Below are 24,849 nucleotides of genomic sequence, written 5' to 3'. Positions count from 1 at the left end.
CAAGGATGGGCGATGGACGCCGAAACAGGTTCAGCATGACAGGTGGGGCATGTAAGCAGCGGGGATGTCCCACCTTCCCACCCTCGCCGCGATCGCGGGCGTCTATTTCATCGCGGTCGCGAGTCCGGGGCCGAATTTCCTGCTGATCAGCCAGCTGGCGCTGACCGGACGGACCCGGCTGGGCCTGACGGTGGCGGCGGGCATCGCGAGCGGTTCGCTCGTCTGGGCGATGCTGGCGATGGCGGGTGTCGCGGCGCTGCTGGCGCGGGCGGGCCATCTGTATGACCTGATCCGGCTCTGCGGGGCCGCCTATCTGATCTGGTTCGGCCTGAAATTGCTGTGGAGCGCGCGGAGCAAAAGCGACGGCGTGGCGCGGCAGGTGGCGATCCCGGCGACGCCTCTGCGCGCCTATCGCGCGGGGCTCGTCACCAATCTCACCAATCCCAAGGCCGGCGCCTTCTGGACCAGCGTGTTCAGTTCGATGTACCCCGCCCACGCGCCGTCCTGGTTCGGGCCGGTGACGCTGGGGATGGTCGTCTGCATTTCGGGCGGCTGGTATGTGATGCTGGCCTACTTCTTCGCGACGGACGCGGTGCAGCGCCGCTATCTCCGCCTGCGCCGGGCGATCGACGGCCTGTGCGGAACCCTGCTGCTCGGGCTCGGCGCGCATCTGGCGGCGAGCCGCTAGCCTCAGGGCGCGGGCGGGGCGCCCTCGTCCGGCGCGGCGCCGCCGAAGCGCGCATTTTCGGCCTTCTTCCATTGATCGTGGAGCCAGGCGCGGGGCTTGCCGATGCCGACCGCCTCGGTGACATCCAGCCAGCCTTGCGTCGCGTCCGCCAGCTGCGCCTGCACGGGACTGGGCGTGAGATCGTTGGCCCAGTCGCGCAGGGCAACCGCATTGATCGCGAGCAGCAGCAGGCTGGCGATCGCGATCACGCCCGCCGTCCAGCCGAGGCCGGGGGCTTCGACGGGATCGTCGGGAAGATCGATTGGAGACGGCGTTTCGCGGGGCATGTCAGCTCCTTACCGTTTGGTTCGAGCAGCTTCGAGCGAAGCCGAGAAGCGACCGTCGAGAACTCTTCTCGACTTCGGTTCTCGACAGGCTCGAACCTTCGCTCGAAGCCAACGGGTGGGACGAGAGACGAGCCATCATCAGAATTGGTAATAGATGAAGGGGGCGACGCCTTCGAAGCGCATCGCATCGATGATCATGATCGCCAGCGCCGTCAGCGCGCCCAGCGCGGGCACGGGCAGCCAGCGCAGGCGCAAGGCGAGGCGCTGGCCGAGATCGCCGGGCGCGAAATGGAAGCTCATGCCGAGCAGGATCAGCGCGACCGCGAGCGGCGTCACCACCAGCTCCGCCCCCGCCATGCCGCCGCCGACAAGCCCGCCCAGGAAGGCGATCGCCTGCGCGAAGCTCTCGGCGCGGAAGAAGATCCAGCCGAGCACGACGATGTGGAAGGTGATCAGGATGCCCAGCAGGCGCGGCAGGCGCGGAAAGCCTTCCGGCCGATACCGATACCGATCCCAGATCCGCTCCAGCGCCAGCACGCCGCCATGCAGCCCGCCCCAGATCACGAACGTCCATTTCGCGCCGTGCCAGAGCCCGCCGAGCAGCATCGTCGCCAGCAGGTTCACGCACTGGCGCGCGAAGCCCTTCCGGTTGCCGCCCAGCGCATCGATATAGAGATAGTCGCGCAGCCAGCTCGACAGGCTGATATGCCAGCGGCGCCAGAATTCCTGGAGCGAGGCGGCGCGATAGGGCTGATCGAAATTGAGCGGGAAGCGGTAGCCGAGCAACGCCGCGATGCCGATCGCCATATCGCTATAGGCGGAGAAATCGCAGTAGATCTGGACCGCATAGCCATAGGCCGCCGCCACCAGATCGAGGCTGCCATGCGAGGCGGGATCGAAGAAGACCGGATCGACGAGGCCGGTCGAAATCTCCGAGGCGACCACCGCTTTCTTGAACAGGCCCCACACGATCAGGACGAGGCCCATCGCCGCCATGTCGCGCGTCAGCACGGGCGTCCGCCGGAACTGGGGCAGCAGGTCCGAACCGCGCACGATCGGCCCCGCCACCAGATGCGGGAAGAAGGACATCAGCAGGGTGATGTCCAGCAGGCTCTCGGCCGCGATCCGGCGCTTATAGACGTCGATCAGATACGACATGCCCTGGAAGGTGAAGAAGCTCACCCCCACCGGCAGCACGATCTGCATCAGCGGCATATCGCGCGCGAAGCCGAACCCGGCGAGGATCGCGCCGAGCTGCTCCAGGAAGAAATCGTAATATTTGAAGACGCCGAGGATCGAGAGATTGGCGGCGACGCCCAGCAGGAGCAAAGTCTTGGCGGTACGGCTCGGCTGCTCTTCCGTATCCGGATCGGTCCGCTCGATCAGCCGCGCCATGCCCCAGTTGAGGAAGGCGGACGCGATCAGCAAAGCGACGAAGCGCCAGTCCCACGCGCCATAGAAGACCCAGCTGGCGAGCAGCAGCAGGATCTTGCGCCACTCGTTCGAGGCGGAGGCGCTCCACGTGACCGAGAAGACGAGGAGGAAGAACAGCCCGAAGGTGAGCGTCGGGAACAGCATTGGCTAACGCTGTCCCGCCGGCTGATCTCCATCCGTTGGCTTCGAGCGAAGATCGAGCGTGTCGAGATCGCAGTCGAGAAGGGTTCTCGACGGTCGCTTCTCGGCTTCGCTCGAATCTGCTCGAACCAAACGGGGGAAAAGAGGCATCACCGCCCCGCCCCGGTCAGGCGATCCAGATCGGCTTCCAGCCGGTCGGCGATCTCCTTGCCGCCGGCCTTCGTGTAGTGGACGTAATCGCTCCGCATCAGCGGGGGATTGGCGCGGGTCCAGCGCAGCGCGGTGCAGCGGCCGCCCATGCGCCCCTCCCAATCCCAGAAGGCGACATGGAGCGAGGCGGCGACGCGCCGCTGGACATCGCGCACCACCGACAGGCCGGACGGCGGGAAGAGCGGGGTGCGCGCTCCCTCGGGCGCGCGTGCGGGCAGCTTCTGGACGACCGCACCGGGCGGATAGAGCGCCTGTGGCTGCGGAGCCGCCGCAGGCTGGGCGGGCTGGGCGGTGCCCGCCTGCGCGGGCAGCGACGGATCCGCCCCCGGCATGACGCCGAGGAAGGTGCCGAGCCGCGCCATCGCGGCGGCGAGATTGCCGCCGCCGATCGGCGTGGGTGGCGGAGGTGGCGGCGAAATGGAGGGCGCGTTTTCTTCGCGGCAGGCGCTGCTGTCCCCGCCGGGGCCGTTGGCCAGCAGCTCGCTCCGCCGCGTCAGCGCATCGGGCGCGCCGAGCAGCAGGATCGGCACGTTGCCCGCGATGCGGCGGATGCGGCCGATCTGGCTGCGCAGGATCGCCTCATATTCGAACGACGAGACGCGCGGCGCGAACCCCTCGTTGGTGCCGAAGGCGATCACGATCAGATCGGGATCATAGGTCTGCAGCTCTTCGGCGACGACGCTGTCGTCCGTGCGGCTGAAATGGACGAGCTGCGAGCCGACCACGCCGAGATTGGAGACGACCACGCCGCCATGATCGTAGAAGGTGGCCCAGCTCGTCAGGGTGACGGGGCCGCCATCGGTGGTGATATCGACATGCGTCTGCGCGGCGGGCGCGGTGACGGTGCGGCATTCGGGGCGCGCCGAGGCGGAGGAAAAGCTCAGCCGATCGCTCACGTCGCCCATGCGGACGGTGACGGCGCCCGCGCCCGGCCCGGTCATGCCGCACAGGACGAGGCGATCGAAGCGCTCGGTCGGCTCCGCATCCAGCGCCATCGTCGCGCCCGCGGCGCGGCTGGTGAGCGTGTAAGCGGAGATACCGAGCGGCGGATGTCCCTCGCTCCAGCCCTTGCCGAAATCGGCGGCGATGCTCCACTCGGGCGACATCGCGGCGGTGATGCCGCGCGTGAGATAGCCGTCATAGGGGCGGCCGGGCGCCATCACGCCGCGTCCGCCGCTGCCGTAGCGCGCCTGCAGCGCCTCGCGCCAGGCGCCCGAGATCATGTCGCCGGCCGTATGGCTGTCGCCGATCTGGAGGATATGGAGCGGGCGGACCTTGTTGGGCGTCGCCGAGCCCGAGCGCGCGAGCTTCGCGAAGAAGGGATTGAGCACCTGCCCGTTGCTCAGCCCCTCGCCCGCGCCCAGCGCGGCGGCGGCCGCCATCAACATCCCGATCACAGCTGCGGCCGATCCGGCGACAGGGTGAGCGGCGGGGCGGCCGGCGCCACCGCGACCGGCGGGCTGTCGCCCTGCTGGGCCGCGCTGCGCTGCCCGCCTTGCTGGCGCCGCGCACTGTCGCTCGCCTCACGGATGCGGGCGGCGAGCGGGCGCGTGATCCGCAGATAGCCGTTCATCGACATGTGGACGCCGTCATTCGCGCGCAGCAGCTTCGGCGCGCCCGTATCGTCGGGATAATAAGCTTCATACTGGCCCTGGGCATCGACGGTGAGCGGGCGGACATCGACGAAGGGCACGCCCAGCCGCCCCATCAGCGAGCGGTAGAAAGCGTTCATCGCGGTCGCGTCGGCATCGAAGCCGCGATCGCGCATCACCGGCAGGCCGACCCAGTAGATCGACGCGCCATGCCGGCGGAGCATTCCGACATAGGATTCGACGCGCGCGCCGATGATCGATTGCCAGCGACTGCTCATCAGCGCGCCGCACTTGCCGTCGTCGCCGCACACGCCCTGCGCGTCGTTCGCGCCGAAGGAGATGACGGCGATGTCCATCGGCTGATCGCCGATGCGGCCATCGTCATGCTGCTCGAGATTCAGACGCTTGTAGCGGGTGAAGCCGGTCGACTGCTGGCTGTATTTCTCGACGCGATAGCCCTGCCCCGCCGGCAGCAATTTGTAGAGGCCCGACCAGACGCCGTCGCCGAAACTGTCGCCGAACACGCCGATGCGGACGGAGCGGCCCTGCCGCACGCTATCTTCCAGGCCGGGCTGGGGCTGATCGTCGGTCAGCGCGACGGGCGCCTCGGGGAGCGCCGGCGTGGGCTTTTCGGGCTTGGGCTCGTCGGTCGCGGGAGGCGCCTGCTCGGGCCCGGTGGGCGGAGGCGGCGCTACCGTGGAGGGCGGCGGCGGTGCGGGCGCGGCATCGGGCGCCAACTCCACCGCCTGATGACTTTCATTGCCCGTACCGAACGCATAGCCGATCGCCGCCCCGGCGGCGACGCCAAGGAACAGGACGGCGGTTCGATCGAGAAGCAAGCGCACGGGCGACACCGCATCCGACTGCCGCGCGCGCGGCCGCTTGGCAAGGCAGGATGCGGCGGAAAGCTGTGGATGGAGTCGGCGGGGCGATGGATTGCATCGCCCGCCGTCCTGTCGTCATTCCCGCGAACGCGGGAACCCGGTTTCCCGGATTAAGGAAAAAGCTGGGTTCCCGCTTTCGCGGGAATGACAAAAAAGGGAGGACGCGGACGGCGGCGCCGCGTCAGCCGACGAAGGCGCGTTCGATCACATATTCGCCGGGCTTGGCGTTCGAGCCCTCGGTGAAGCCCGCCGCGTCGAGCAGCTCGGCGGTTTCCTTGATCATCGCCATCGAGCCGCACAGCATCACGCGATCATGATCGGGATCGAACGCCTGCGGGCGCGACGGATCGCCGGCGAAGATCGTGCCGTCCGCGATGAGCTTGTCGATGCGGCCCGACGTGTGGAACGGCTCCCGCGTGACGGTGGGGATGTAATGCAGCTGGGTGCGGGCGAAATCCTCGACCAGCGGATCACCCGCCAGCTTGTTGTCCAGATCGTCGCGGTACGCGAGATCGCTCACCTTGCGGACGGAATGGACGACCACGACCTGCTCGTAGCGATCATAGATGTCCGGATCGCGGATGATCGACATCCACGGGGCGAGGCCCGTGCCGGTGCCGAACAGGAACAGGCGGCGGCCCGGCAGCAAAGCATCGGCGACGAGCGTGCCGGTGGGCTTGCGGCCGAGATAGATGTCGTCGCCTTCCTTCACCTGCTGCAGCTTCGAGGTGAGCGGCCCATCCTCCACCTTGATCGAGAGGAATTCCAGCTCCTCCGCCCAGGACGGCGAGGCGACCGAATAGGCGCGCAGCAGCGGCTTGCCGTTATCGCCCATCAGCCCGATCATCACGAACTCGCCCGAGCGGAAGCGGAAGCTGGCCGGACGCGTGATCGTGAAGCTGAACAGATGCTCGTTCCAATGGCGCACCGACAACACCTTCTCGACGGTGAGGCTGGCGGTGGGCTCGAGGGGCTGGAGCATGGCGTGGGCGGACATTCAAAGGCCTTGGAAGAGATTGGGAAGCTGTTGCCTCTACGGCAGGCTGCGAGCGGATCGCAACTCGCAATGGCATATGGGCGGCCAAGAATTGCTTGGTGGAGGGATAGGTGAGGCGGACGGAGGGGGTTTTGCCGAACCCTTCCCTTCCGTTTGGTTCGAGCTTGTCGAGAACCGGGTCAGGCTTCGAGCGAAGTCGAGAAGCCGGGAGGCGGAGCACGGGCTCTCGACTACGCTCGATCCCTGGGAGTTCTCGACAAGCTCGAACCAAACGGAGTGAGGTGAGCAGGATCACAGCCTCTTGCCCCCACCCTCTCCTCCCGCCAAGGGGCCGCGCATGACCGCCGCCTCCCCCGCCCGCCCCCGCCTGACGCTGGCGCTGCTGACCCTGATCTATGTGGTCAATTTCATCGACCGGCAGCTGATCGGCATCGTCGGCCAGCCGATGAAGCTGGAGCTGGGGCTGAGCGACACCCAGCTCGGCCTGCTCGGGGGCGTGGCCTTCGCCCTGTTCTACACCGTGCTGGGCCTGCCGATCGCGCGCGCGGCGGATCGGGGATCACGCGTGACGATCATCGCGATCAGCCTCGCGCTCTGGTCGGCGATGACGGCGCTGTGCGGGATGGCGGGCAGCTTTGCCGCTTTGCTGACCGCGCGGATCGGCGTGGGCGTGGGCGAGGCGGGGTGCGCTCCGCCCTCGCAAAGCCTTGTCGCCGATCTCTTTCCGCCCGAGCGGCGCGCGACCGCGCTCTCCGTTCTGTCGCTCGGCATTCCGGCGGGGATGCTGATCGGCGCGGTGGCGGGCGGGTGGCTCGCGCAATCGCTCGGCTGGCGCTCGGCCTTCCTCGCGCTGGGGCTGCCGGGCGTGGCGCTGGCGGGGATCGTGGCGCTGGTGCTGCGCGAGCCGGTACGGACGAGCCCGGCCGCCGACGCGCCGCCATTGATGGCGGTGGCCGCCACCCTGCTGAAGCGCCCGGCCTTCCTGCACATGGCGGCGGGCGCCAGCCTGGCCTCGTTCGCGGGCTATGGCGTGACGAGCTTCGCGGTCCCGCTGGTGCTGCGCCGGTTCGATCTGCCGCTGGGCGTGGCGGCGTCAGGCTTCGGGCTGATCGCGGGCGTGGGCATCGGCCTGGGCATCGGCGGCGGCGGCTGGCTGTCCGATCGGCTCGCGCGGCTCCGCCCCGGCGCGCCCGGTCTGGTCGCGGCGGCGGGCGCGATCGCGGCGGCGATCCTGTTCCAGCTCGCCTTGTCCCAGCCCGATCCGCTCGCGCTGGCGGCGACGGGGCTGATCCCGCTGCTGGGCGCGCATCTCTATTTCGGGCCGACCTATGGCGTGACCGCCAACAGCGTGGGACCGCGCGAGAGGGCGACGGCGGTGGCGATCCTGCTGATGGCGATGAACGCGATCGGGCTGGGCCTCGGGCCCCTCGCGGTGGGCGTGCTGAGCGACCATTTCGTGGCTGCGGGCGCCTCGTCCGGCGCGGCGCTGACGCAAGCGCTGCGGATCGACCTGATCGTCTATGTGTGGGCGGCGATCCATTTCCTGCTGGCGGCGCGCGCGCTTTCCCGCGCCCGCGCCCGAGCCATGGCTTGACCATCCGCGCCCGGCGCGCCTAGCGACGGAGCATGTCCGAAGCGCCCTTCTCATCGGCCCGGCCATCGCGACCGCGCGTGTTCGTCACGCGCCGGCTGCCGGAGGCCGTGGAGCGAAGGATGGGCGAATTGTTCGACGTGGTGCTGCGCGCTGATGACGCGCCGCTGGACGCGGCCGCGCTGGCCGAGGCGGTGCGCGACATCGACGTGCTGGTGCCGACGATCACCGACCGGATCGATGCGGACCTGATCGCGGCGGCGGGGCCGCGCCTGACGCTGATCGCCAATTTCGGCAACGGCGTGGATCATATCGATCTGAAGGCGGCGCGCGCGCGCCGGATCGTCGTGACCAACACGCCGGGCGCGCTGACCGAGGATACGGCCGACCTCGCCATGTCGCTGATCCTCGCGCTGCCACGCCGGATCGTGGAGGGCGAGCGCGTAGCGCGATCGGGAACCTGGGCGGGCTGGAGCCCGACCGCGATGCTGGGGCATCGGATCGGCGGGCGCACGCTCGGCATCCTCGGCATGGGGCGGATCGGCCGCGCGGTGGCGGCGCGCGCGAAGGGCTTCGGCGTGGAGATCGTCTATCACAATCGCCGCCGCCTGCCCGAGGCGATCGAGGCGGAGCTGGGCGCGACCTATCTGCCGAGCGCCGACGCGCTGATGGAGGCGGCCGATATCGTCTCGATCCACTGTCCGCTCACCGCGCAGACGCACGGGATGATCGATGCGCGGCGGCTGGGGCTGCTGGGCGCCGACGGCTATCTGGTGAATATCGCGCGGGGCGAGATCGTGGACGGCGAGGCCGTGATCCGCGCGCTGGAGGACAAGGTGATCGCGGGCGCGGGGCTCGACGTGTTCGATCATGCGCCGGTGATCGATCCGCGCCTGATCGCGATGGAGAATGTGCTGCTGCTGCCGCACATCGCCTCCGCCACGCACGAGGCGCGCGCGGCGCAGGGCGCCAAGGTGATCGCCAACATCAAGACCTGGGCCGACGGCCACCGCCCGCCCGATCAGGTGCTGGAAGGCTGGGTGTGAGGGGGCCTTTCTTAAGGCACCACGTAATCACCCGGACAAATCATACGTCATTCCCGCGAAGGCGGGAATCCATGGCCTCCCCCAAGAGAGGCGGGCACACTCCACATCGGCATCGCTTCCATGGATTTCCGCCTTCGCGGGAATGACGGGGGCTTTTCACCTGAACGGCCGACAACAAGGCGTTCAGATGCGATTCCGGTTCGCTGCCCGAAAGAGGGGTCGTCGATCGGCGTTGCCGCACGGGCCTGATCGATGCCGGACGAGGCGGAACCGTTCCCCCTCTGCACCGTTCGGTTGCCGCGAATTCAAGGAACGGCCGTTCGCCGTGACCCGGAACGGCCATCGCATTTGCAGATAAGCTTTTCTCGTCATCCCCCGATCGAGAAAGATGGGCCCCGGCAGCGATGCCGGGGCTCTTTTTTTGCCTTCGTCATGGCGAGCGCAGCCAAGCCATGACGAGATGAAGCTTACAGCCCTGCCAGCCACTCCGCGATCATCGCGCGGCCGGCGGACACGGCCTGCGGACCGAGCGCGTCATGATCGGCGCGGACGGTGGCGGGATCGGTGCCGGCGGAGGCGATATAGGGCGTATCCTGCAGCCAGGCGTCGATGCGCGGATCCTCGCCCATCTCGGCATGGAATTGCAGCGCGAGCAGGCGCGGGCCGCGCCGGAACGCCTGATTGGCATAAGCCGGCGTCTCGGCGAGCCGCTCGACATTGTCCGGCAGATCGAACGTGTCGCCATGCCAGTGCAGCACCGACGTGCCCTCGAGATGGCGCAGCGGCGAGGCAGCGCCCACGTCCGTTAGCGCGATCGGCGCGAAACCCACTTCCTTCACCGGCCCGGCGAAGACGGGCGCGCCGAGTGCCGCCGCCATCATCTGGCTGCCGAAGCAGACGCCGAGCGTCGGCCGGTCCGCTTCCAGCCGCCTCGCGAGCCGGCGCAGCTGGCAGCCGATCCAGGGATATTGCTCGCGCTCGTACACGCCCATCGGGCCGCCCATCATGATGACCAGATCGGGCTCGACCAGATCGACCGAGGAGAAAGCGGGATCGCCGACATCGACGCGGGAGAGGTCGTAGCCGGCCCGCTCGATCGGCAGGCGATAACCCGCGACGCCTTCGTGCGGGACATGACGGATGATCAACGCGCGCTTCATGGACGAACGAGCTTAGAGGCGCGATCGCGAAAGTGTCACGAATTTATCTTGGGCGGGGGAAAGGGAGAGCGGCGCACGCCCGCTCATCCTTCCGCGTCATCCCGGAGCAGGCCGGGATCGCCCGATGAAGGAGCGATCCCCCGCGTCACGCGATGCCGGCCTGCGCCGGCATGACGTTACCCGCGATCAATCGCCGGTCAGGATGCGATCGACGAGCTGCTTCACCGACGGCACGAAGCCGTTCGAATAGAAGGGATCCTGCTTGAACTTGTAGGCCGCGTGGCCCGCGAACATCAGGTTTTGATCCACCGGCCCGCCATGGCCGATCTCCTGCAGCGTCTTCTGGATGCAGAAGCTGCGCGGATCGGCGAGGCGCCCGGTGGAATTGCCTTCCGTATCGGCCCAGGCGGAGAAGCTGCACTGGCTGAGGCAGCCCATGCAATCCGCCTGATCCTTGCGGATGATCTTCATCTCCTCCGGCGTGACGAAGACGAGCGTATTGTCCGGCGTCTTCAGCGCGGTGGTGAAGCCGCGCCCGTCCCATTCGCGCGCACGGTGCAGATCGCCGAGCGTGACCCAGAAGCTCTTGCCCTTCACGCCCACGTCCAGCTGGAACTGGTGGTCGCCCGCCGCTTCCATCGAGAACGCGATCTGGCGCTCCGACCGCGCTTCCAGATTGCGCAGGAAATCGTTGCGGACGGCCGAGGAATAGAAGCCGGTGGGGCTGAAGCGGTGGAGCAGGATGTCGCCCTCGTCGAGCGTCGTCAGCCGATCCTTCCACTCCTGGCTGATCGGGCTCTCCTGCGTCAGCAGAGGCCGCGTGCCGAACTGGAAGGCGATGCTGCCCAGCTCGGGATTGTCGATCCAGTCGTTCCAGTCGCGCAGGAACCAGACGCCGCCCGCCATGATGATCGGCACGTCTTCGGACACGCCGCCGGCGCGCATCGTCTCGCGCAGCGCCTTCACGCGCGGATAGGGATCCTGCGGCGCGCGCGGATCTTCCGCATTGGACAAGCCGTTATGCCCGCCCGCGAGCCACGGATCCTCATAGACCACGCCCGCCAGCCATTCCGACGCCTTGGAATAAGCGCGCTTCCACAGCGCGTTGAACGCGCGGCCGGAGCTGACGATCGGCAGATAGTTCACGCCGTAGGAGGCGGCGATCTCGGACAGCTTGTAGGGCATGCCGGCGCCGCAGGTGACACCCGCGACCATGCCGCGCGTCCGCTCCAGCACGCCGTGCAGCACGCGCTGCGCGCCGCCCATTTCCCACAGCACGTTGATGTTGATCGCGCCCTTGCCGCCAGCGATCTCGAACGCGCGCTTCACCTGCTCGACGGCGCCGTCGATCGCATATTGGATCAGCTCTTCGTGCCGGTCGCGGCGCGTGAGCGCGCGATAGATTTGCGGGATGATCTTGCCATCCGCATCATAGCTGTCGGCATTGACCGCCGAGATCGTACCGATGCCACCGGCGGCTGCCCACGCGCCCGCACTGGCATGGTTCGAGACAGCGACGCCCTTTCCGCCCTCGATGATCGGCCAGACTTCTCGACCGCCATACAGGATAGGACGCAGACCCTTGAACAAAATGTCTCTCCGGTGTTTCGAAGTGCTGGCCTATAAGGGAAAGGCCCGGCGATTGCGCGGTGAAAGTTGTTTCCGCCCGGTGCGCGTTCGGCAATGCGCGGACGGGCGCATTCCATGCCCGCGCACGCGGCGTTCGCGAGGGCCCCGTCACTCCCGCGCGGCATCGATCCGCGCAAGCAGACGATCGATCGCCGCCACGCATTCGGGCTCGTCCAGCATGGGCGCGTGACCGATGCGCGGCAGCGTGAGCAGTTCCATCTGCGGCAGGCGATCGATCATGCGCGCGGCCGTCTCCGCGCTCAGGATATCGGAGAGCGCACCGCGCACCAGCAGCGCCGGTTTGCCGACCAGCCCGTTCAGGAACGGCCAGGGATCGGGCGCCGGATCGGGCGGCGGCGCCGAGAAAGGCACCGCGATCGCCGGATCATAATCGGTGACGATCAGGCCATCGCGGTCCCGCGCGACGCGATGCGCCATCGCCAGCCATTCGGCCGGCCCGTAATCGGGGAAGGCATGCGCGTGCGTGGCGGCCTGCGCGGCGGCGGCGGTGTCCCAATCGGGCCAGCCCACATCCCTGCCGGTATAAGCGGCGATGCGCGCGAGGCCGGCCGGATCGATCACCGGGCCGACATCGTTGAGCAGGACGCCCGCCAGCGCATCGGGCTGCATCGCGGAGAGCAGCATCGCGACGATCCCGCCCAGCGACGTGCCGAACAATGCGACCGGGCCGAGCCCCGCCTGCTGGATCAGGGCGAGGATGTCGCCCACATAGACGGGCGGCACATAGGTCATCGGATCGGGCGCATAGTGGCTCTGCCCGCGCCCGCGCAGTTCCACCACGATCACGCGGCGCGCGCCCGAAAGCCGCTCCGCCACGCCCTCGAAATCGCGCGCATTGCGGGTGAGGCCGGGAATGCAGAGAACGGGCGTGGCGGCGGCGCTACCGGGATAATCGCGATAATGGAGCGCCAGCCCGTCGGGCGAGAGCCAGGTGCGATCCTCGAACGACATAGACACGCGACACTCCGGTTGCGCCTGACGGCACGGTTGCGCCCGACGGCAGGGCAGCACCATATCGTCGGGATGACCGGCGATCCGCAACCCACCCCGTTCCGCCCCTCCACCGCCATCGACGAAGTGGCGGATTTCCTCGCCGATCCGGTGGAGGCGGCCGATTTCCCGCGCACGATCCTGCGCTTCCGCAACGACAGAGCGGCGACGCAGGTGGGGCTGGCGGACCTGACGGACGCGGCGTGGACAGCGCATTTCGGGCGCTTCCTCCCGCTGGAGGGCAGCCTGCACCGGCCGCTGGCGCTGCGCTATCACGGCCACCAGTTCCGCGCGTACAATCCCGATATCGGCGACGGGCGCGGTTTCCTGTTCGCGCAGATGATCGACGATCGGGATCGCCTGCTCGATCTCGGCACCAAGGGATCGGGCCAGACGCCCTATAGCCGCTTCGGCGACGGGCGGCTGACGCTGAAGGGCGGCATGCGCGAGATACTCGCGACCGAGATGCTGGAGGCTCTGGGCGTACGGACCTCGCGCACCTTCTCGCTGATCGAGACGGGCGAGGCGCTGCACCGGGGCGACGAACCCTCCCCCACCCGCTCCTCCGTCCTCGTGCGGATGAGCCACAGCCATGTCCGCATCGGCAGCGTCCAGCGGCTGGCGACCCTGGGCCTGACCGACGAGATCACACGGCTCGCGCGCTATGCGCTGCGCCATCTGTTCGGGGAAAAGCCGGGCGACACGCCCGAGTTGCGCCTGCTGGAACTTGTGGTGGCGGGCACCGCGCGGCTGGCGGCCAGCTACATGGCGGCGGGCTTCGTGCACGGCGTGCTGAACACGGACAATATCAACGTCACCGCCGAGAGCTTCGACTATGGCCCGTGGCGCTTCACGCCCCACTGGGACATGGGCTTCACCGCCGCCTACTTCGATCATCAGGGGCTCTACGCCTTCGGGCGGCAGGCGCATGCGATCCACTGGAACGTGGTGCAGCTGGCCATCGCCTTGTCGAAGGTGCAGCCGGTGGAGGCGCTGGCGCCGATCCTCGACACCTTCCCCGCTCTCTATGAGCGCGCGATCAGCGACGCGATGCTCGCGCGGCTGGGCGTGACGACAGCGGACGAGCAGGCCGATCTCGCGCTGGTGCAGGCGATCGAGGCGGCGCTCACCCCCGGCGAAGTGACGATCGATCGCTTCTTTTTCGACTGGGCGGGCGGACGGCGGCGCGGCGCCTCCCCGGCGGATGCGGCCTATGATGCGCCGGCGTTCGTGGAACTGGCCGGCCTGCTGGAAGGCCGCACGCCGTCCGGCCCGCTGGACCATCCCCATTGGACCGACGCCAATCCGTGCTCGATGCATATCGAGGAGGTGGAGGAGATCTGGTCGCACATCGATCGCGACGACGATTGGGGTCAGCTCAACGCCAAGGTGGCGGCGATCCGGCGGATGGGCGAAGCGCTGGCGCGTCTGCGGGGCTGAAGTCCCTTTCCCGTTTGCACTGAGCCCGTCGAAGTGCGGTTCTTCTCTTTGACGAAAGTAAGGACTGTGCTTCGACAGGCTCGGCACGAGCGGTTTTAGTTTTCTCCGTCCCGCTTCTCCTGTGCGGCCAGCATGCGCAGGCGGCGGAAGGTGACGTTGACGAGGAGGAGCGTGCCGAAGCCGAGACCGATCGCCGCCAGCGCCCCGCCGGCCAGCAACCGCCAGTTGAGCCCCTGATGGCAGGCGACGCCCTCGGCACACTCGCCATAGGCGCTCAGCACGACCGCGCCCGCAATCAGCGGCACGCCCAGCGCGGCCGAGAGCGCGCAGCCCCATTTGCCGCCGATCGCGCCGCCGCCATCATAACCATTCGCCATCGCACCCGAACCTCACCGAACCAGCCTTCGCCGGCCTGCTTGGCATGCGCCGCGAATCTCGCAAGCCTTTCGCATCCGTCACAATAAAATCGGTGGATCGATCGATTTCCGAACAAGTTTCCAGGCCGCCCCGCCATCATTCCAAGCAGAAAATTCCCGGTAATCCGCCAAGGATCGGAACAAAGTCCGGTAAATCTCAAATCCGCGACAATAATCTGATTTCAAACAGTTTTTTAAGGGAGTCGAGCGCAGAATTAACCAGCGCGATCATCGCTTTCGATTGTCCGCCGGGGCCAAAACCGATGTTGAGTATCTTGCGTTACACCTGGCAACAGCATGATCACATGTTGCTGCTGCTTGCCGCCGCGATCTGGACCGTCGGGAGCCTCTGCCTCTTCCTGATCCTGCAACGCTCGCTGGAATTCACGAAGCATCGCCGCCACCAATGGTCGGCGATCAGCGCGTGCACCGGCGGCATCGGCGTATGGGCCACGCATTTCGTGGCCATGCTCGGCCACCGCGACGGCATGCCGATGCATTACGACATCGGCCTGACCGCCATTTCGGTCGCGATCATCATCGCCCTGTTCTGGATCGCGCTGCGTCCGCTCGGCGAGCGCCGCGACACGCTGACGGCGGTGCAGGCGGGCCTGATCTCGACCGCCGGCGTCGGGCTGATGCACTTCATCGGCATGGCCGCCGTGACCGACGTGTCCTTGACGTATCGGCCCGGCCCGATCGTGGGCGCGACGATCGTGTCCAGCCTCGCCTTCATCGGCGCCTTCGTCGCATTCGGCCGCCTTCGCGGCTGGAAGCAGGTGGCGATACCGGCATTGCTCGCGATCGTCGCGGTGTGCGCGGTGCATTTCTCGGCCATGGCCGCCACCACCATGACGATGATTCCCGGCCATGACGTGCATGGCGAAGGCGACCGGCTGTGGCTGGTCACCGCGATCGTCGTCGCCGTGGCCGGCGTCCTCGCCGCCACCGGCACCGCCTTCATGATCGATCGCTATCTCTCCGATCTCAAGGGTCTGGCGGATGCCACGCTCGAAGGGCTGGCCATCATCCACGGCACCACCATCATCGAGGCGAATGCGCGCTTCGTGACGCTGACCGGCGTGGAGCAGCGCCAGCTTCTCGGCATGTCGCCCGACGCCTATCTCGTCGCGGCCGATGGCATGCCCCTGCTGACCCAGCGCGCCATGCCGGTGGAAGTCGCGCTCATGCCGAGCCGCGAAACCGTGGCGGGCGACCAGCGCATCTTCGAGGCGATGACCCATCATATCGAATATCGCGGACGCGACTGCCTGGTGCTGGCGCTGCGCGACCTGACCGAGGAGCGCGCCGCGCAACGCCAGATCGAGCATATGGCGCGCCACGATCCGCTCACCGATCTGCCGAACCGCGCCCTGCTGGACGAGCGGCTGCAGCATGCGATCGCGCTGGCCAACCGGGAGAAGCAGCCGCTGGCCTTGCTGGCGCTGGACCTGGACCGCTTCAAGGCCGTGAACGACATTTTCGGCCATGCCGCGGGCGATCAGGTGCTGTGCCGCGTCGCCGCCATCCTGCGCGACTCGGTGCGCGCGACCGACACGATCGCCCGCATCGGCGGCGACGAATTCACGATCCTGCAGGTCGGCGCGCGCCAGCCCGAGGGCGCCCGCGCGCTCAGCGAACGTATCCTGGCCGCCTTTTCGGACCAGATGGACATGGCGCGGGATCCGACCGCCGTGGGCGTCAGCATCGGCGTGGCCGTCTACCCCGACGACGCGGTCTCGCCCGAAAATCTGCGCCACGGCGCGGACATCGCGCTGTATCGCGCCAAGGAGACCGGGCGCGGCGTCGCCTGCTTCTTCGATCAGGACATGGACCGGGCCGTGCGCGAGCGCCGCGCGCTGGAGCATGATCTGCGCCACGCCGTGCTGCGCCGCCAGCTCCATGTCGCCTATCAGCCGCTGATCTCCACCGCCGACGGTTGCATTTCGGGATACGAGGCGCTGCTGCGCTGGTCGCATCCGCAGCGCGGATCGATCTCGCCCGAGGATTTCATCCCGATCGCCGAGGAAAGCGGATCGATCGTCCAGCTGGGCGAATGGATCCTGCGCGAGGCCTGCGCGACCGCCGCGACGTGGGAACCGCATCTGACGCTGGCGATCAACGTCTCGCCCATCCAGATCCAGCTCAGCACGCTGCCGGATACGATCGCCACCGTGCTGGCCGAAACCGGCTTTCCCGCCGAGCGGCTGGAGCTGGAGATCACCGAGAACGTGCTGATGAAGGACCGCAATGCGGCCCTCGCCCTGCTCACGCGCCTGAAGGCGCTGGGGCTGCGGATCGTGATGGACGATTTCGGCACCGGCTACAGCTCGCTCAGCAATCTCCAGAGCTTCCCGTTCGACAAGATCAAGATCGACAAGAGCTTCGTCGCGGCGATGGAGGACGACAATGCCGCGCGATCGATCATCCGCGCGATCGTCGGCATCGGCCGCAGCCTGTCGTTGCCGGTGGTGGCCGAAGGCGTGGAGACGCCGGCCCAGCGCCGGATGATCACCGAGGAGGGCTGCGCGCAGGCACAGGGCTTCCTGTTCGGCCACCCCGAGCGGATGGACGAGAAGGCACGATCCTATCGAGCGTCGTTGCGGGACGCGGCGGCCTGAGCGGCGAGCCCGGTCGGCACGCCCACGCGTTACTCCAATCCACCGTTCGTTCTGAGCGCAGTCGAAGAACGTGCTGCAAGCGTGGCGCGTGAAGCCCGTGCTTCGACTTCGCTCAGCACGAACGGATTAATTTTGACCAAGCGCCGGCGGCTTCTTTGCGGGACGGGTCGACCGGCACACCCTCCCCAACTGCCCGCGCGGACGGGAAAAACTTCTGCTTCGGCCGCGCCAAGATAGCTTGCATTGCGCGCGCGGCCGGGGAATCGCATCTGGCAGCGTGATGACATCCCTGCTCGATCCTGATGCGCGCGGTCGCGTGATTCTCGTCGGTGCCGGTCCGGGCGACCCGGGCCTGCTGACGGTGCGCGCCGTCGACGCGCTGCGCCAGGCCGACGTGGTCGTGCATGACGGGCTGATCGATGCGCGTGTGCTGGATTACGCACCCGCCGACGCCCAACGCATCTCCGTCGCCAAGAGCCGCGCGCGCCACACCTTGCCGCAGGAGGCGATCAACGCCCTGATCGTGGCGCATGTCCGCGCCGGATCGATCGTCGTGCGCCTGAAGGGCGGCGACCCCTTCGTGTTCGGGCGCGGTGGCGAGGAAGTGGAGGCGGTGCGCGCCGCCGGCCTTGCGGTGGAGGTGATCCCCGGCGTTTCGGCGGCACTCGGCTGCGCGGCGGAGGCGATGCTGCCGCTCACGCATCGCGACTGGTCCAGCGCGGTCAGCTTCGTGGCGGGCCAGTGCAAGGGGCTGAGCGAGCAGGACTGGTCCGGCCTCGCCGGCAAGGGCCGCACGCTCGTCATCTACATGGGCGTGGCCTCGGGCAGCTGCATCGCCGACAAATTGATGATGGACGGGCTCGCGCCCGACCTGCCCGTCGCGGTGCTGGAGCGGGGCACGCTCCCCGGCAGCCGCGCGATGCGGACGGTGCTGGCCGATCTCGGCGGCATGCTCGACCGCGAGAAGGTGATCAGCCCGGCGATCATCGTCGTCGGGGAAGTGGTGTTGCTTTCGGACGCCGAGGACCGGATGCAGCGTTTCGCACAACAGGCACAGGTGATGACGTCGTGAAACTCGTGACAGGAAATGATCTCGTCTCGGGCGACGTCATCTGGTGGGCCGGCAGCGGCTGGTCGCGCCATATCGCCGACGCGGTGGATGCGGGCGAGGAGGGCGAGGCGATTGCCGCGCGCGAGGAAGCCGCGCGCCGCGTGAACGGCCCCTATCTGATCGAGGCGAAGGAAGGCCCGGACGGCCCCATCGTCGGCAATGCGAAGGAGCGCATCCGCGCGGCCGGCCCCAGTGTGCGGCTGGATCTGGGTGTGCAGGCAGAAAAGCAGGGTGTCGCCTGAATGTACAAATATGACGAATATGATCAGGCGATCGTCGATGCGCGGGTCGAGGAATTTCGCGACCAGTGCAATCGCCGCCTTTCGGGCGAGATGACCGAGGACCAGTTCAAGCCCTTGCGGCTGATGAACGGTCTCTATCTGCAGCTGCACGCTTACATGCTGCGCGTCGCCATCCCCTATGGCACGCTCGACAGTCGGCAGATGCACATGCTGGCGCACATCGCGCGCAAATATGATCGAGGCTACGGCCATTTCACGACGCGCCAGAACCTCCAGTACAACTGGATCAAGCTGGACGATGCGGCGGACATCCTCGCCGAACTCGCCACCGTCGAGATGCATGCGATCCAGACGAGCGGGAATTGCATCCGCAACATCTCGTCCGATCAATATGCGGGCGCCGCGGCGGACGAGCTGGCGGATCCCCGCCCCTATGCCGAGCTGCTGCGCCAGTGGAGCACCTTCCACCCCGAATTTCTGCTGCTGCCGCGCAAGTTCAAGATCGCGGTGATCGGCGCGGACGAGGATCGCGCGGCGATGAAGCTGCACGATATCGGCCTGAAGCTGGTGAAGGACGCGGCCGGCACGATCGGCTTCGAGGTCTATGTCGGCGGCGGTCAGGGCCGCACGCCGATGGTGGCGCCCCTGATCCGCGAATTCCTGCCGGCGAGCGAGCTGGTCGGCTATCTGGAAGCCTGCCTGCGCGTCTACAATCGCTATGGCCGCCGCGACAATCTGTACAAAGCGCGGATCAAGATCCTCGTCCACGAGATCGGGGCGGACGCGTATCGCCGCGAGGTCGAGGAAGAATATGCCCATGTGAAGACGCTGGGCATCGATCCGCCGGCGGCCGAGCTGGAGCGGATCGCGGCGATGTTCGCTTTGCCGCCGCTCGACCCGGATGCGCCCGCCGAGGTCGATCGCAGCGATCCCGATTTCGCCTTGTGGCTCGACCAGCAGGTGGTGGATCACAAGGTGCCCGGCCATGCGATCGTCACGATCAGCCTAAAGCCCACCGGCGGCATTCCCGGCGACGCGTCCGCCGACCAGATCGACGCGATGGCCAAGCTCGCGCAGGTGTTCAGCCATGACGAGTTGCGCATCACCCATTCGCAGAATGTGGTGTTGCCGCACGTCCGCAAGGCCGATCTGTATGCCGTGTGGACGCGGCTGGAGGAGATCGGCCTCGCGACGCCGAACCTGGATCTGGTCAGCGACATCATCGCCTGCCCCGGCCTGGATTATTGCGCGCTCGCCAATGCGCGCTCGATCCCGCTGGCGCAGAAGATTTCGGAGCGCTTCGCCAATCTCGATCGCCAGCGCGATCTGGGCGAGGTGAAGCTGAAGATTTCCGGCTGCATCAACGCCTGCGGCCACCACCATGCCGGGCATATCGGCATTCTCGGCGTCGATCGGAAAGGCGAGGAGAATTACCAGCTCTCCTTCGGCGGTTCGGGCGCGGAAGATGCCAGCGTCGGCAAGATCATCGGCCCCGGTTTCTCCGAGGACGGCGTGGTCGATGCGGTGGAGAAGGCGCTGGAGACGTATCGCGATATTCGCGAGGAGGGCGAGCGCTTCCTCGACACCTATCGGCGCGTGGGGGCCGAGCCCTTCAAGGCCGCGATCTATGGGTGAGTTTCATACCACCCCCGCTCTCCGCCCTCCGTTCGTCCTGAGCGAAGTCGAAGGACGTGTTCCGGGCGGATCGCGTGCAGCCCGTGCTTCGACTGCGCTCAGCACGAACGGTGTTTTTGGAGTGTTCGCCTCGTGACCCTGATCCGCTTCCGCACCGACGAGGCGCATGAAGAGCCCGCCGTCACGCTCGACGCGTTCCTCGGCCAGTCGAACGCGACCGCCGTTCGCATCGAGCCGGGCGAGGATGCGCGCAAGCTGCTGCCGTTCCTCGATCGCCTCCAGTTGATCGAGATCGCCTTCCCCAAATTCCGCGACGGGCGGGGTTATTCCTCCGCGCGCATCCTGCGCGAGGCGGGCTTTACCGGCGAACTGCGCGCGGCGGGCGACGTGCTGCTGGATCAGGTGGTGATCCTGCGCCGCTGCGGCTTCGACGTACTGGCGAGCGACCATATGCTGGACCGCGCCAAGGTGGACGAGGCCTTGGCCCGCTTCCCGGCAGTCTATCAGAAAGCGGCGGACTCCAAACCGCCGGTGTGGGCGCTGCGTCATGGCTAAGACCGCCCTCGCCAACCAGATCGGGCACGATGTCGATCTGATCGACGTGCGCCCGGCGTTCACGCAGGCGGACGTGGACGCGCTCAACGCGCGCTATACCGGCGTGCCGACCGCGCAGATGCTGCGCGAACTGCTGACGGGCGAGCTGGCGGGGCGCACCGCGCTCGTCTCCTCCTTCGGCACCGAGAGCGCGGTGCTGCTGCATCTCGTCAGCCAGATCGACACGGATATTCCGCTGATCTTCACGAACACGCAGAAGATGTTCGGCGAGACTTTGGCCTATCGCGACGAGCTTTCGGAGCGGCTGGGCTTCACCGATCTGCGCGTCTATCGCCCCGATCCGAAGATTCTGGCGGAGAAGGACCGCACCGGCCTGCGCTGGTCCTATGATCCGGACGGCTGCTGCGAGATCCGCAAGGTGGAGCCGCTGAAGCGCGCGCTGAAGAGCTTCGACGCCTGGATTTCGGGTCGCAAGGGCTTTCAGGCGGGCACGCGCACCGCGCTGCCCTTGTTCGAACTGGACGAGGCGGATGCGGCGGTGTCCGGCCCCAAGCTGAAGATCAATCCGCTGGCCGGCTGGGACAAGGACGCGCTCAACGCCTATTTCGAGGCGAACGATCTGCCGCGCCATCCGCTGGAGGCGGAAGGCTATCTCTCGATCGGCTGCTCGCCCTGCACCAGCAAGGTGCTGCCGGGCGAGGATCCCCGCTCGGGCCGCTGGCGCGGGTGGGACAAGGTGGAATGCGGCATCCACTCGCCCATTCCCACCACGCCGCAGGCGGACGATCCGGTTTTCTGAGGCGGCCGAAATCCGGTCGACCATCTATTCCCGTTCGGGCTGAGCGAAGTCGAAGCACGGGCTTCGAGCGCATCACTTGCAGCACGTGCTTCGACTTCGCTCAGCACGAACGGAGTTGGCACAATCCCAGCCCAAACAATTCGGGTCCGGAACGGACGGAACCCGATGTCGTGCCCCGCTTTCTATCTCGCATCGGCACTCCGGCAGTGGGACAACGGGATGGTGATCGCGGCTCTTCTTCTGGTGACGGCGGCACAGGCGACGATGACGGCGACGCCAGTGCGCGCGACCGCCACGAAGCTTCGCCTGTCACCCAGCGTCGTGGCGGGCCAGATCGCCGCGGAGAGCGTGCCCCATCGCCGATCGCGCTACCTGCTTCCCCGAACCGACAGCCCGACGGCGGACGCGGACGGCATCCGCTTCCGCTGGAAGCTCAACAAGGTGAAGATGACGATGCCGATCCCCTCAATCTGAGGGGATCGAACGGATCGACGTTCGGATGGCCTGAAAGAGTGCGCTGGGCATCATTCCAGACTGTCATGCTGAACTCGTTTCAGCATCCATGACCTGACGGATTGGCCTAGCTTCACGGGCGGGTCATGGGCCCTGAAACAAGTTCAGGGTGACGATAGTCCGAAACTGCAGACGGCGCTGATCGTCGATCGGCCTCAGTCGTCCACGCCCGGAATGCTGGAATAATTATCTTCCGCCAGATCGCTGAACTTGGTGATCTTGGCTTCGAACTTCAGGCGCACGCGGCCGGTGGCGCCGTGGCGCTGCTTGGCCACGAGCAGTTCGCAGGTGCCGAACACGCGCTCCATGTCGCGCGACCATTGATCGTGCTGCTCCCACACCTTCGCGTCGTCGCCGTCGACCGGCTTCTTCGGCTCGCGCGCGGCGACATAATATTCCTCACGGAACACGAACAGCACGATATCGGCGTCCTGCTCGATCGAGCCGGATTCGCGCAAATCCGAAAGCTGGGGGCGCTTGTCCTCGCGGCTTTCCACCTGACGGCTGAGCTGGGAGAGCGCCATCACCGGCACCGCCAGCTCCTTCGCCAGCGTCTTCAGGCCGCGGCTGATCTCCGAAATTTCCTGCACGCGATTCTCGCCCGCCGCCTTGGCCGAGCCGGTCAGCAGCTGGAGATAGTCGACGATGATCAGGCCGATGCCGCGCTGGCGCTTCAGGCGGCGCGCGCGCGTGCGCAGCGCCGCGATCGTGAGACCGGGCGTATCATCGATGTAGAGCGGGAGGTGTTCCAGATCCTGCGCCGCGCGGGCGAGGTTGCGGAAATCCGCCTGGCTGATCTTGCCCATGCGGAGATTTTCGGAGCTGATGCCCGACTGCTCGGCCAGAATACGCGTGGCGAGCTGATCCGCCGACATTTCGAGGCTGAAGAAGGCGACGGCGGCGCCGATCGACTTTTCCGGCGGAATGCCGTCCTCCTGATCGCGGACCAGGCGGCGGGCGGCATTGTAGGCCATGTTGGTGGCGAGCGATGTCTTGCCCATGCCGGGGCGGCCGGCGAGGATCAGAAGATCCGAATTGTGGAGGCCGCCCATCTTGGCGTTCACGCTGTCGAGCCCGGTGGTGACGCCCGAGACGTGGCCACCCGAGTTCAGCGCCTTCTCCGCCGCCTCGACCGCCATGCGCGTGGCCTGGCCGAACGACTTGACCGAGCCCTGCTCGCCGCCCTCTTCGGCCACCCTGTAGAGCGCGACTTCCGCCGCCTCGATCTGGCCCTTGGGATCGACCGACTCGGAGGTGTCGACCGCTTTCTCCACCATCTCGCGCCCCACGCCGATCAGCGCGCGCAGCAAAGCGAGATCGTAGATCTGGGCAGCGAAATCGCGCGCGCCGATCAGCGCGGCGCCCGAGCCGGTGAGCTGGGCGAGATAGGCCGGGCCGCCGAGATCCTTCAGCGCCTGATCGCCCTCGAACATCGGGCGCAGCGTGACCGGATTGGCGATCATGTTGCGCTCGGCGAGCTTCAGGATCGATTCGTAGATGCGGCCGTGCGCGGGCTCATGAAAATGATCGGGGCGCAGCTTCAGTTGCACGTCCTCGACCAGCCGGTTGTCGATCATCAGCGCGCCGAGCAGGGCGGCCTCGGCCTCGACATTGTGGGGCAATACGGGCGCGCCGCTGGGATCTGCTTCGAGAGGGAATCGGAGGGGCTCTGCCATCCGACCATTTGCGCGCGCGGGGCCTCCGCCTCAAGGCCGGGCTCAAAAAGATCGGTTCATGCTTCTGTGGGTAACTTCGCCGCCACCCCGTTTCGGCCCAAGGCGGCCATTCCCAAGATCGCGGGACTCCATTAAGCGACGGCATGGCCGATCCGCGCCTCATCGACATCCTGCTCGACGAGCAGACGATCCTGTGGCGCAATGCCGATATCGAGCAGGAGCGCCGCATCGCGATCTTCGATCTGCTCGAGGAGAATGTGTTCGAGCCGCAGCGCGAATATCCGCACGGCTATGCGGGGCCCTACAAGCTGACCCTGTCGGTGGAGGAAGGGCGCCTCGCGCTGGCGATTTCGGCCGCAGACGGGCAATTGCTGGAGACGATCATCCTCGGGCTCGGCCGCTTCCGGCGACCGATCAAGGATTATTTCGCGATCTGCGACAGCTATTATCAGGCCGTGGCCAAGGCGACGCCGCAGCAGATCGAAACGGTCGACATGGCGCGGCGCGGCATCCACAACGAGGCGGCCGATCTACTGATCGAGCGGCTGGAGGGCAAGATCCGCGTCGATTTCGATACGGCGCGCAGGCTCTTCACGCTGATCTGCGTGCTGCATATCCGGCAATGAGGACAAGATGGCCGAAGTGACGATGGAACATGCCGCCGCCGGCGTGCTGATCGAGGCGGCGCAGGAGGCCGCGCGCAACGCGCATGCGCCCTACTCGAAATTCGCGGTCGGCGCGGCCTTGCTGCTCACCGACGGATCGATCGTGCCCGGCACCAATTTCGAGAATGCGAGCTACGGCCTGTCGCTGTGTGCGGAGACGGTGGCGATCGCGGCGGCGAACGTGGCCGGGCGGCTGCGCGACGTGGTGGCGGTGGGCATCGTCGGCGGGATGATGAAGCCGGGCGGCGGAATGGCGGGCGACGAGCCCATCTATCCGTGCGGCCGCTGCCGCCAGATCTTGAACGAGGCGGCGCAGATGGGCGGGCGCGACATCGCCGTCTATTGCGCGAGCGGAGACGGACGCGAACTGCGCGTGCATCGCCTGTCCGAATTGCTGCCCCACGCGTTCGGTCCGGCCGATCTGGGGATCGAAACGCGCCCTTAACGGGAGCCGGGGCATGGCGGCG

At 67.3% G+C, this 24,849-nt stretch carries 23 protein-coding genes; 13 read left to right on the top strand and 10 right to left on the bottom strand.

Features of this window, described 5'->3' with window-relative positions; all coding sequences use genetic code 11:
• Positions 1-64 precede the first annotated feature (64 nt).
• Positions 65-688 (top strand): LysE family translocator, encoded by a 624-nt coding sequence (locus tag HL653_RS10040; RefSeq protein WP_171744409.1) that lies wholly within the window; start codon positions 65-67, stop codon positions 686-688.
• Between the two features lie 2 nt (positions 689-690).
• Here HL653_RS10040 and HL653_RS10035 read toward each other — a convergent pair whose 3' ends face one another.
• The 5 genes from HL653_RS10035 to HL653_RS10015 all read right to left on the bottom strand — a co-directional run bounded on the left by HL653_RS10035 (position 691) and on the right by HL653_RS10015 (position 6,272).
• Positions 691-1,014, bottom strand: a complete 324-nt coding sequence (locus tag HL653_RS10035) for a hypothetical protein (RefSeq protein ID WP_171744408.1) — start codon at positions 1,012-1,014, stop codon at positions 691-693.
• A 138-nt stretch (positions 1,015-1,152) separates the two neighbouring features.
• On the bottom strand, positions 1,153-2,592 hold the full coding sequence (locus tag HL653_RS10030; RefSeq protein WP_171744407.1) for an MBOAT family protein: 1,440 nt from the start codon (positions 2,590-2,592) through the stop codon (positions 1,153-1,155).
• 146 nt (positions 2,593-2,738) lie between these two features.
• Positions 2,739-4,187 (bottom strand): SGNH/GDSL hydrolase family protein, encoded by a 1,449-nt coding sequence (locus HL653_RS10025; protein WP_171746888.1) that lies wholly within the window; start codon positions 4,185-4,187, stop codon positions 2,739-2,741.
• Positions 4,188-4,192: 5 nt separating this feature from the next.
• A complete protein-coding gene (locus tag HL653_RS10020) occupies positions 4,193-5,236 on the bottom strand; it encodes a GDSL-type esterase/lipase family protein (protein ID WP_253717840.1) in 1,044 nt (347 codons plus the stop codon).
• A gap of 220 nt (positions 5,237-5,456) precedes the next feature.
• On the bottom strand, positions 5,457-6,272 hold the full coding sequence (locus tag HL653_RS10015) for a ferredoxin--NADP reductase (protein WP_171744405.1): 816 nt from the start codon (positions 6,270-6,272) through the stop codon (positions 5,457-5,459).
• Positions 6,273-6,609: 337 nt separating this feature from the next.
• On the opposite strand from HL653_RS10015, the gene HL653_RS10010 reads away from it, so the two are divergent.
• Together HL653_RS10010 and HL653_RS10005 are read left to right on the top strand one after the other, a co-directional pair.
• The gene (locus tag HL653_RS10010; protein WP_171744404.1) at positions 6,610-7,866 is read left to right on the top strand and encodes an MFS transporter; all 1,257 of its coding nucleotides are present in this window, start codon (positions 6,610-6,612) and stop codon (positions 7,864-7,866) included.
• A gap of 32 nt (positions 7,867-7,898) precedes the next feature.
• Positions 7,899-8,909, top strand: a complete 1,011-nt coding sequence (locus HL653_RS10005; protein ID WP_171744403.1) for a D-glycerate dehydrogenase — start codon at positions 7,899-7,901, stop codon at positions 8,907-8,909.
• 467 nt (positions 8,910-9,376) lie between these two features.
• Here the strand turns inward: HL653_RS10005 and HL653_RS10000 are convergent, their stop codons facing one another.
• The 3 genes from HL653_RS10000 to HL653_RS09990 all read right to left on the bottom strand — a co-directional run bounded on the left by HL653_RS10000 (position 9,377) and on the right by HL653_RS09990 (position 12,670).
• Entirely contained in the window at positions 9,377-10,069 is a 693-nt protein-coding gene (locus HL653_RS10000) for a glutamine amidotransferase (protein ID WP_171744402.1), read from the bottom strand.
• Positions 10,070-10,255: 186 nt separating this feature from the next.
• Positions 10,256-11,659, bottom strand: coding sequence for a nitronate monooxygenase family protein (locus HL653_RS09995; RefSeq protein ID WP_171744401.1), 1,404 nt, complete (start codon positions 11,657-11,659; stop codon positions 10,256-10,258).
• A 147-nt stretch (positions 11,660-11,806) separates the two neighbouring features.
• Positions 11,807-12,670: an alpha/beta fold hydrolase gene (locus HL653_RS09990; protein ID WP_171746887.1), complete on the bottom strand. Its 864-nt coding sequence runs from the start codon at positions 12,668-12,670 to the stop codon at positions 11,807-11,809.
• A gap of 72 nt (positions 12,671-12,742) precedes the next feature.
• Between HL653_RS09990 and HL653_RS09985 the strand changes: the two genes are divergently transcribed.
• Positions 12,743-14,149, top strand: coding sequence for a protein adenylyltransferase SelO family protein (locus HL653_RS09985; RefSeq protein WP_171746886.1), 1,407 nt, complete (start codon positions 12,743-12,745; stop codon positions 14,147-14,149).
• A gap of 95 nt (positions 14,150-14,244) precedes the next feature.
• Here the strand turns inward: HL653_RS09985 and HL653_RS09980 are convergent, their stop codons facing one another.
• Positions 14,245-14,526 (bottom strand): hypothetical protein, encoded by a 282-nt coding sequence (locus tag HL653_RS09980; RefSeq protein WP_171744400.1) that lies wholly within the window; start codon positions 14,524-14,526, stop codon positions 14,245-14,247.
• Between the two features lie 44 nt (positions 14,527-14,570).
• On the opposite strand from HL653_RS09980, the gene HL653_RS09975 reads away from it, so the two are divergent.
• From HL653_RS09975 to HL653_RS09945, 7 genes are all read left to right on the top strand, one after another.
• Positions 14,571-17,186, top strand: a complete 2,616-nt coding sequence (locus HL653_RS09975) for an EAL domain-containing protein (protein WP_253717839.1) — start codon at positions 14,571-14,573, stop codon at positions 17,184-17,186.
• Between the two features lie 280 nt (positions 17,187-17,466).
• On the top strand, positions 17,467-18,258 hold the full coding sequence (gene cobA / locus HL653_RS09970; RefSeq protein WP_171744399.1) for a uroporphyrinogen-III C-methyltransferase: 792 nt from the start codon (positions 17,467-17,469) through the stop codon (positions 18,256-18,258).
• Positions 18,255-18,539, top strand: coding sequence for a DUF2849 domain-containing protein (locus HL653_RS09965; RefSeq protein WP_171744398.1), 285 nt, complete (start codon positions 18,255-18,257; stop codon positions 18,537-18,539). The genes cobA and HL653_RS09965 overlap by 4 nt, the downstream gene beginning before the upstream one ends.
• A complete protein-coding gene (locus HL653_RS09960) occupies positions 18,540-20,174 on the top strand; it encodes a nitrite/sulfite reductase (RefSeq protein WP_171744397.1) in 1,635 nt (544 codons plus the stop codon). It abuts the gene before it with no gap.
• A gap of 132 nt (positions 20,175-20,306) precedes the next feature.
• Positions 20,307-20,729: a DUF934 domain-containing protein gene (locus tag HL653_RS09955; RefSeq protein ID WP_253717838.1), complete on the top strand. Its 423-nt coding sequence runs from the start codon at positions 20,307-20,309 to the stop codon at positions 20,727-20,729.
• Positions 20,722-21,528: a phosphoadenylyl-sulfate reductase gene (locus tag HL653_RS09950; RefSeq protein WP_171744396.1), complete on the top strand. Its 807-nt coding sequence runs from the start codon at positions 20,722-20,724 to the stop codon at positions 21,526-21,528. Before HL653_RS09955 ends, HL653_RS09950 begins: the two co-directional genes overlap by 8 nt.
• Positions 21,529-21,693: 165 nt before the next feature.
• Positions 21,694-22,002, top strand: a complete 309-nt coding sequence (locus HL653_RS09945) for a hypothetical protein (protein ID WP_171744395.1) — start codon at positions 21,694-21,696, stop codon at positions 22,000-22,002.
• Between the two features lie 194 nt (positions 22,003-22,196).
• Here HL653_RS09945 and HL653_RS09940 read toward each other — a convergent pair whose 3' ends face one another.
• Positions 22,197-23,717: a replicative DNA helicase gene (locus HL653_RS09940; RefSeq protein ID WP_171744394.1), complete on the bottom strand. Its 1,521-nt coding sequence runs from the start codon at positions 23,715-23,717 to the stop codon at positions 22,197-22,199.
• A gap of 143 nt (positions 23,718-23,860) precedes the next feature.
• On the opposite strand from HL653_RS09940, the gene HL653_RS09935 reads away from it, so the two are divergent.
• Together HL653_RS09935 and HL653_RS09930 are read left to right on the top strand one after the other, a co-directional pair.
• Positions 23,861-24,343 carry a UPF0262 family protein gene (locus HL653_RS09935; RefSeq protein ID WP_171744393.1) on the top strand — a complete coding sequence of 161 codons (483 nt, stop codon included), beginning with the start codon at positions 23,861-23,863 and terminating at the stop codon, positions 24,341-24,343.
• Between the two features lie 7 nt (positions 24,344-24,350).
• Positions 24,351-24,827, top strand: a complete 477-nt coding sequence (locus HL653_RS09930) for a cytidine deaminase (RefSeq protein ID WP_171744392.1) — start codon at positions 24,351-24,353, stop codon at positions 24,825-24,827.
• Positions 24,828-24,849: the final 22 nt, after the last annotated feature.

Origin of the sequence: Sphingomonas sp. AP4-R1, from assembly GCF_013113735.1 — a bacterium.
In the GTDB taxonomy this organism is placed as follows: domain Bacteria; phylum Pseudomonadota; class Alphaproteobacteria; order Sphingomonadales; family Sphingomonadaceae; genus Sphingomonas_I.
This window is presented reverse-complemented; position numbering and strand designations above follow the sequence as displayed.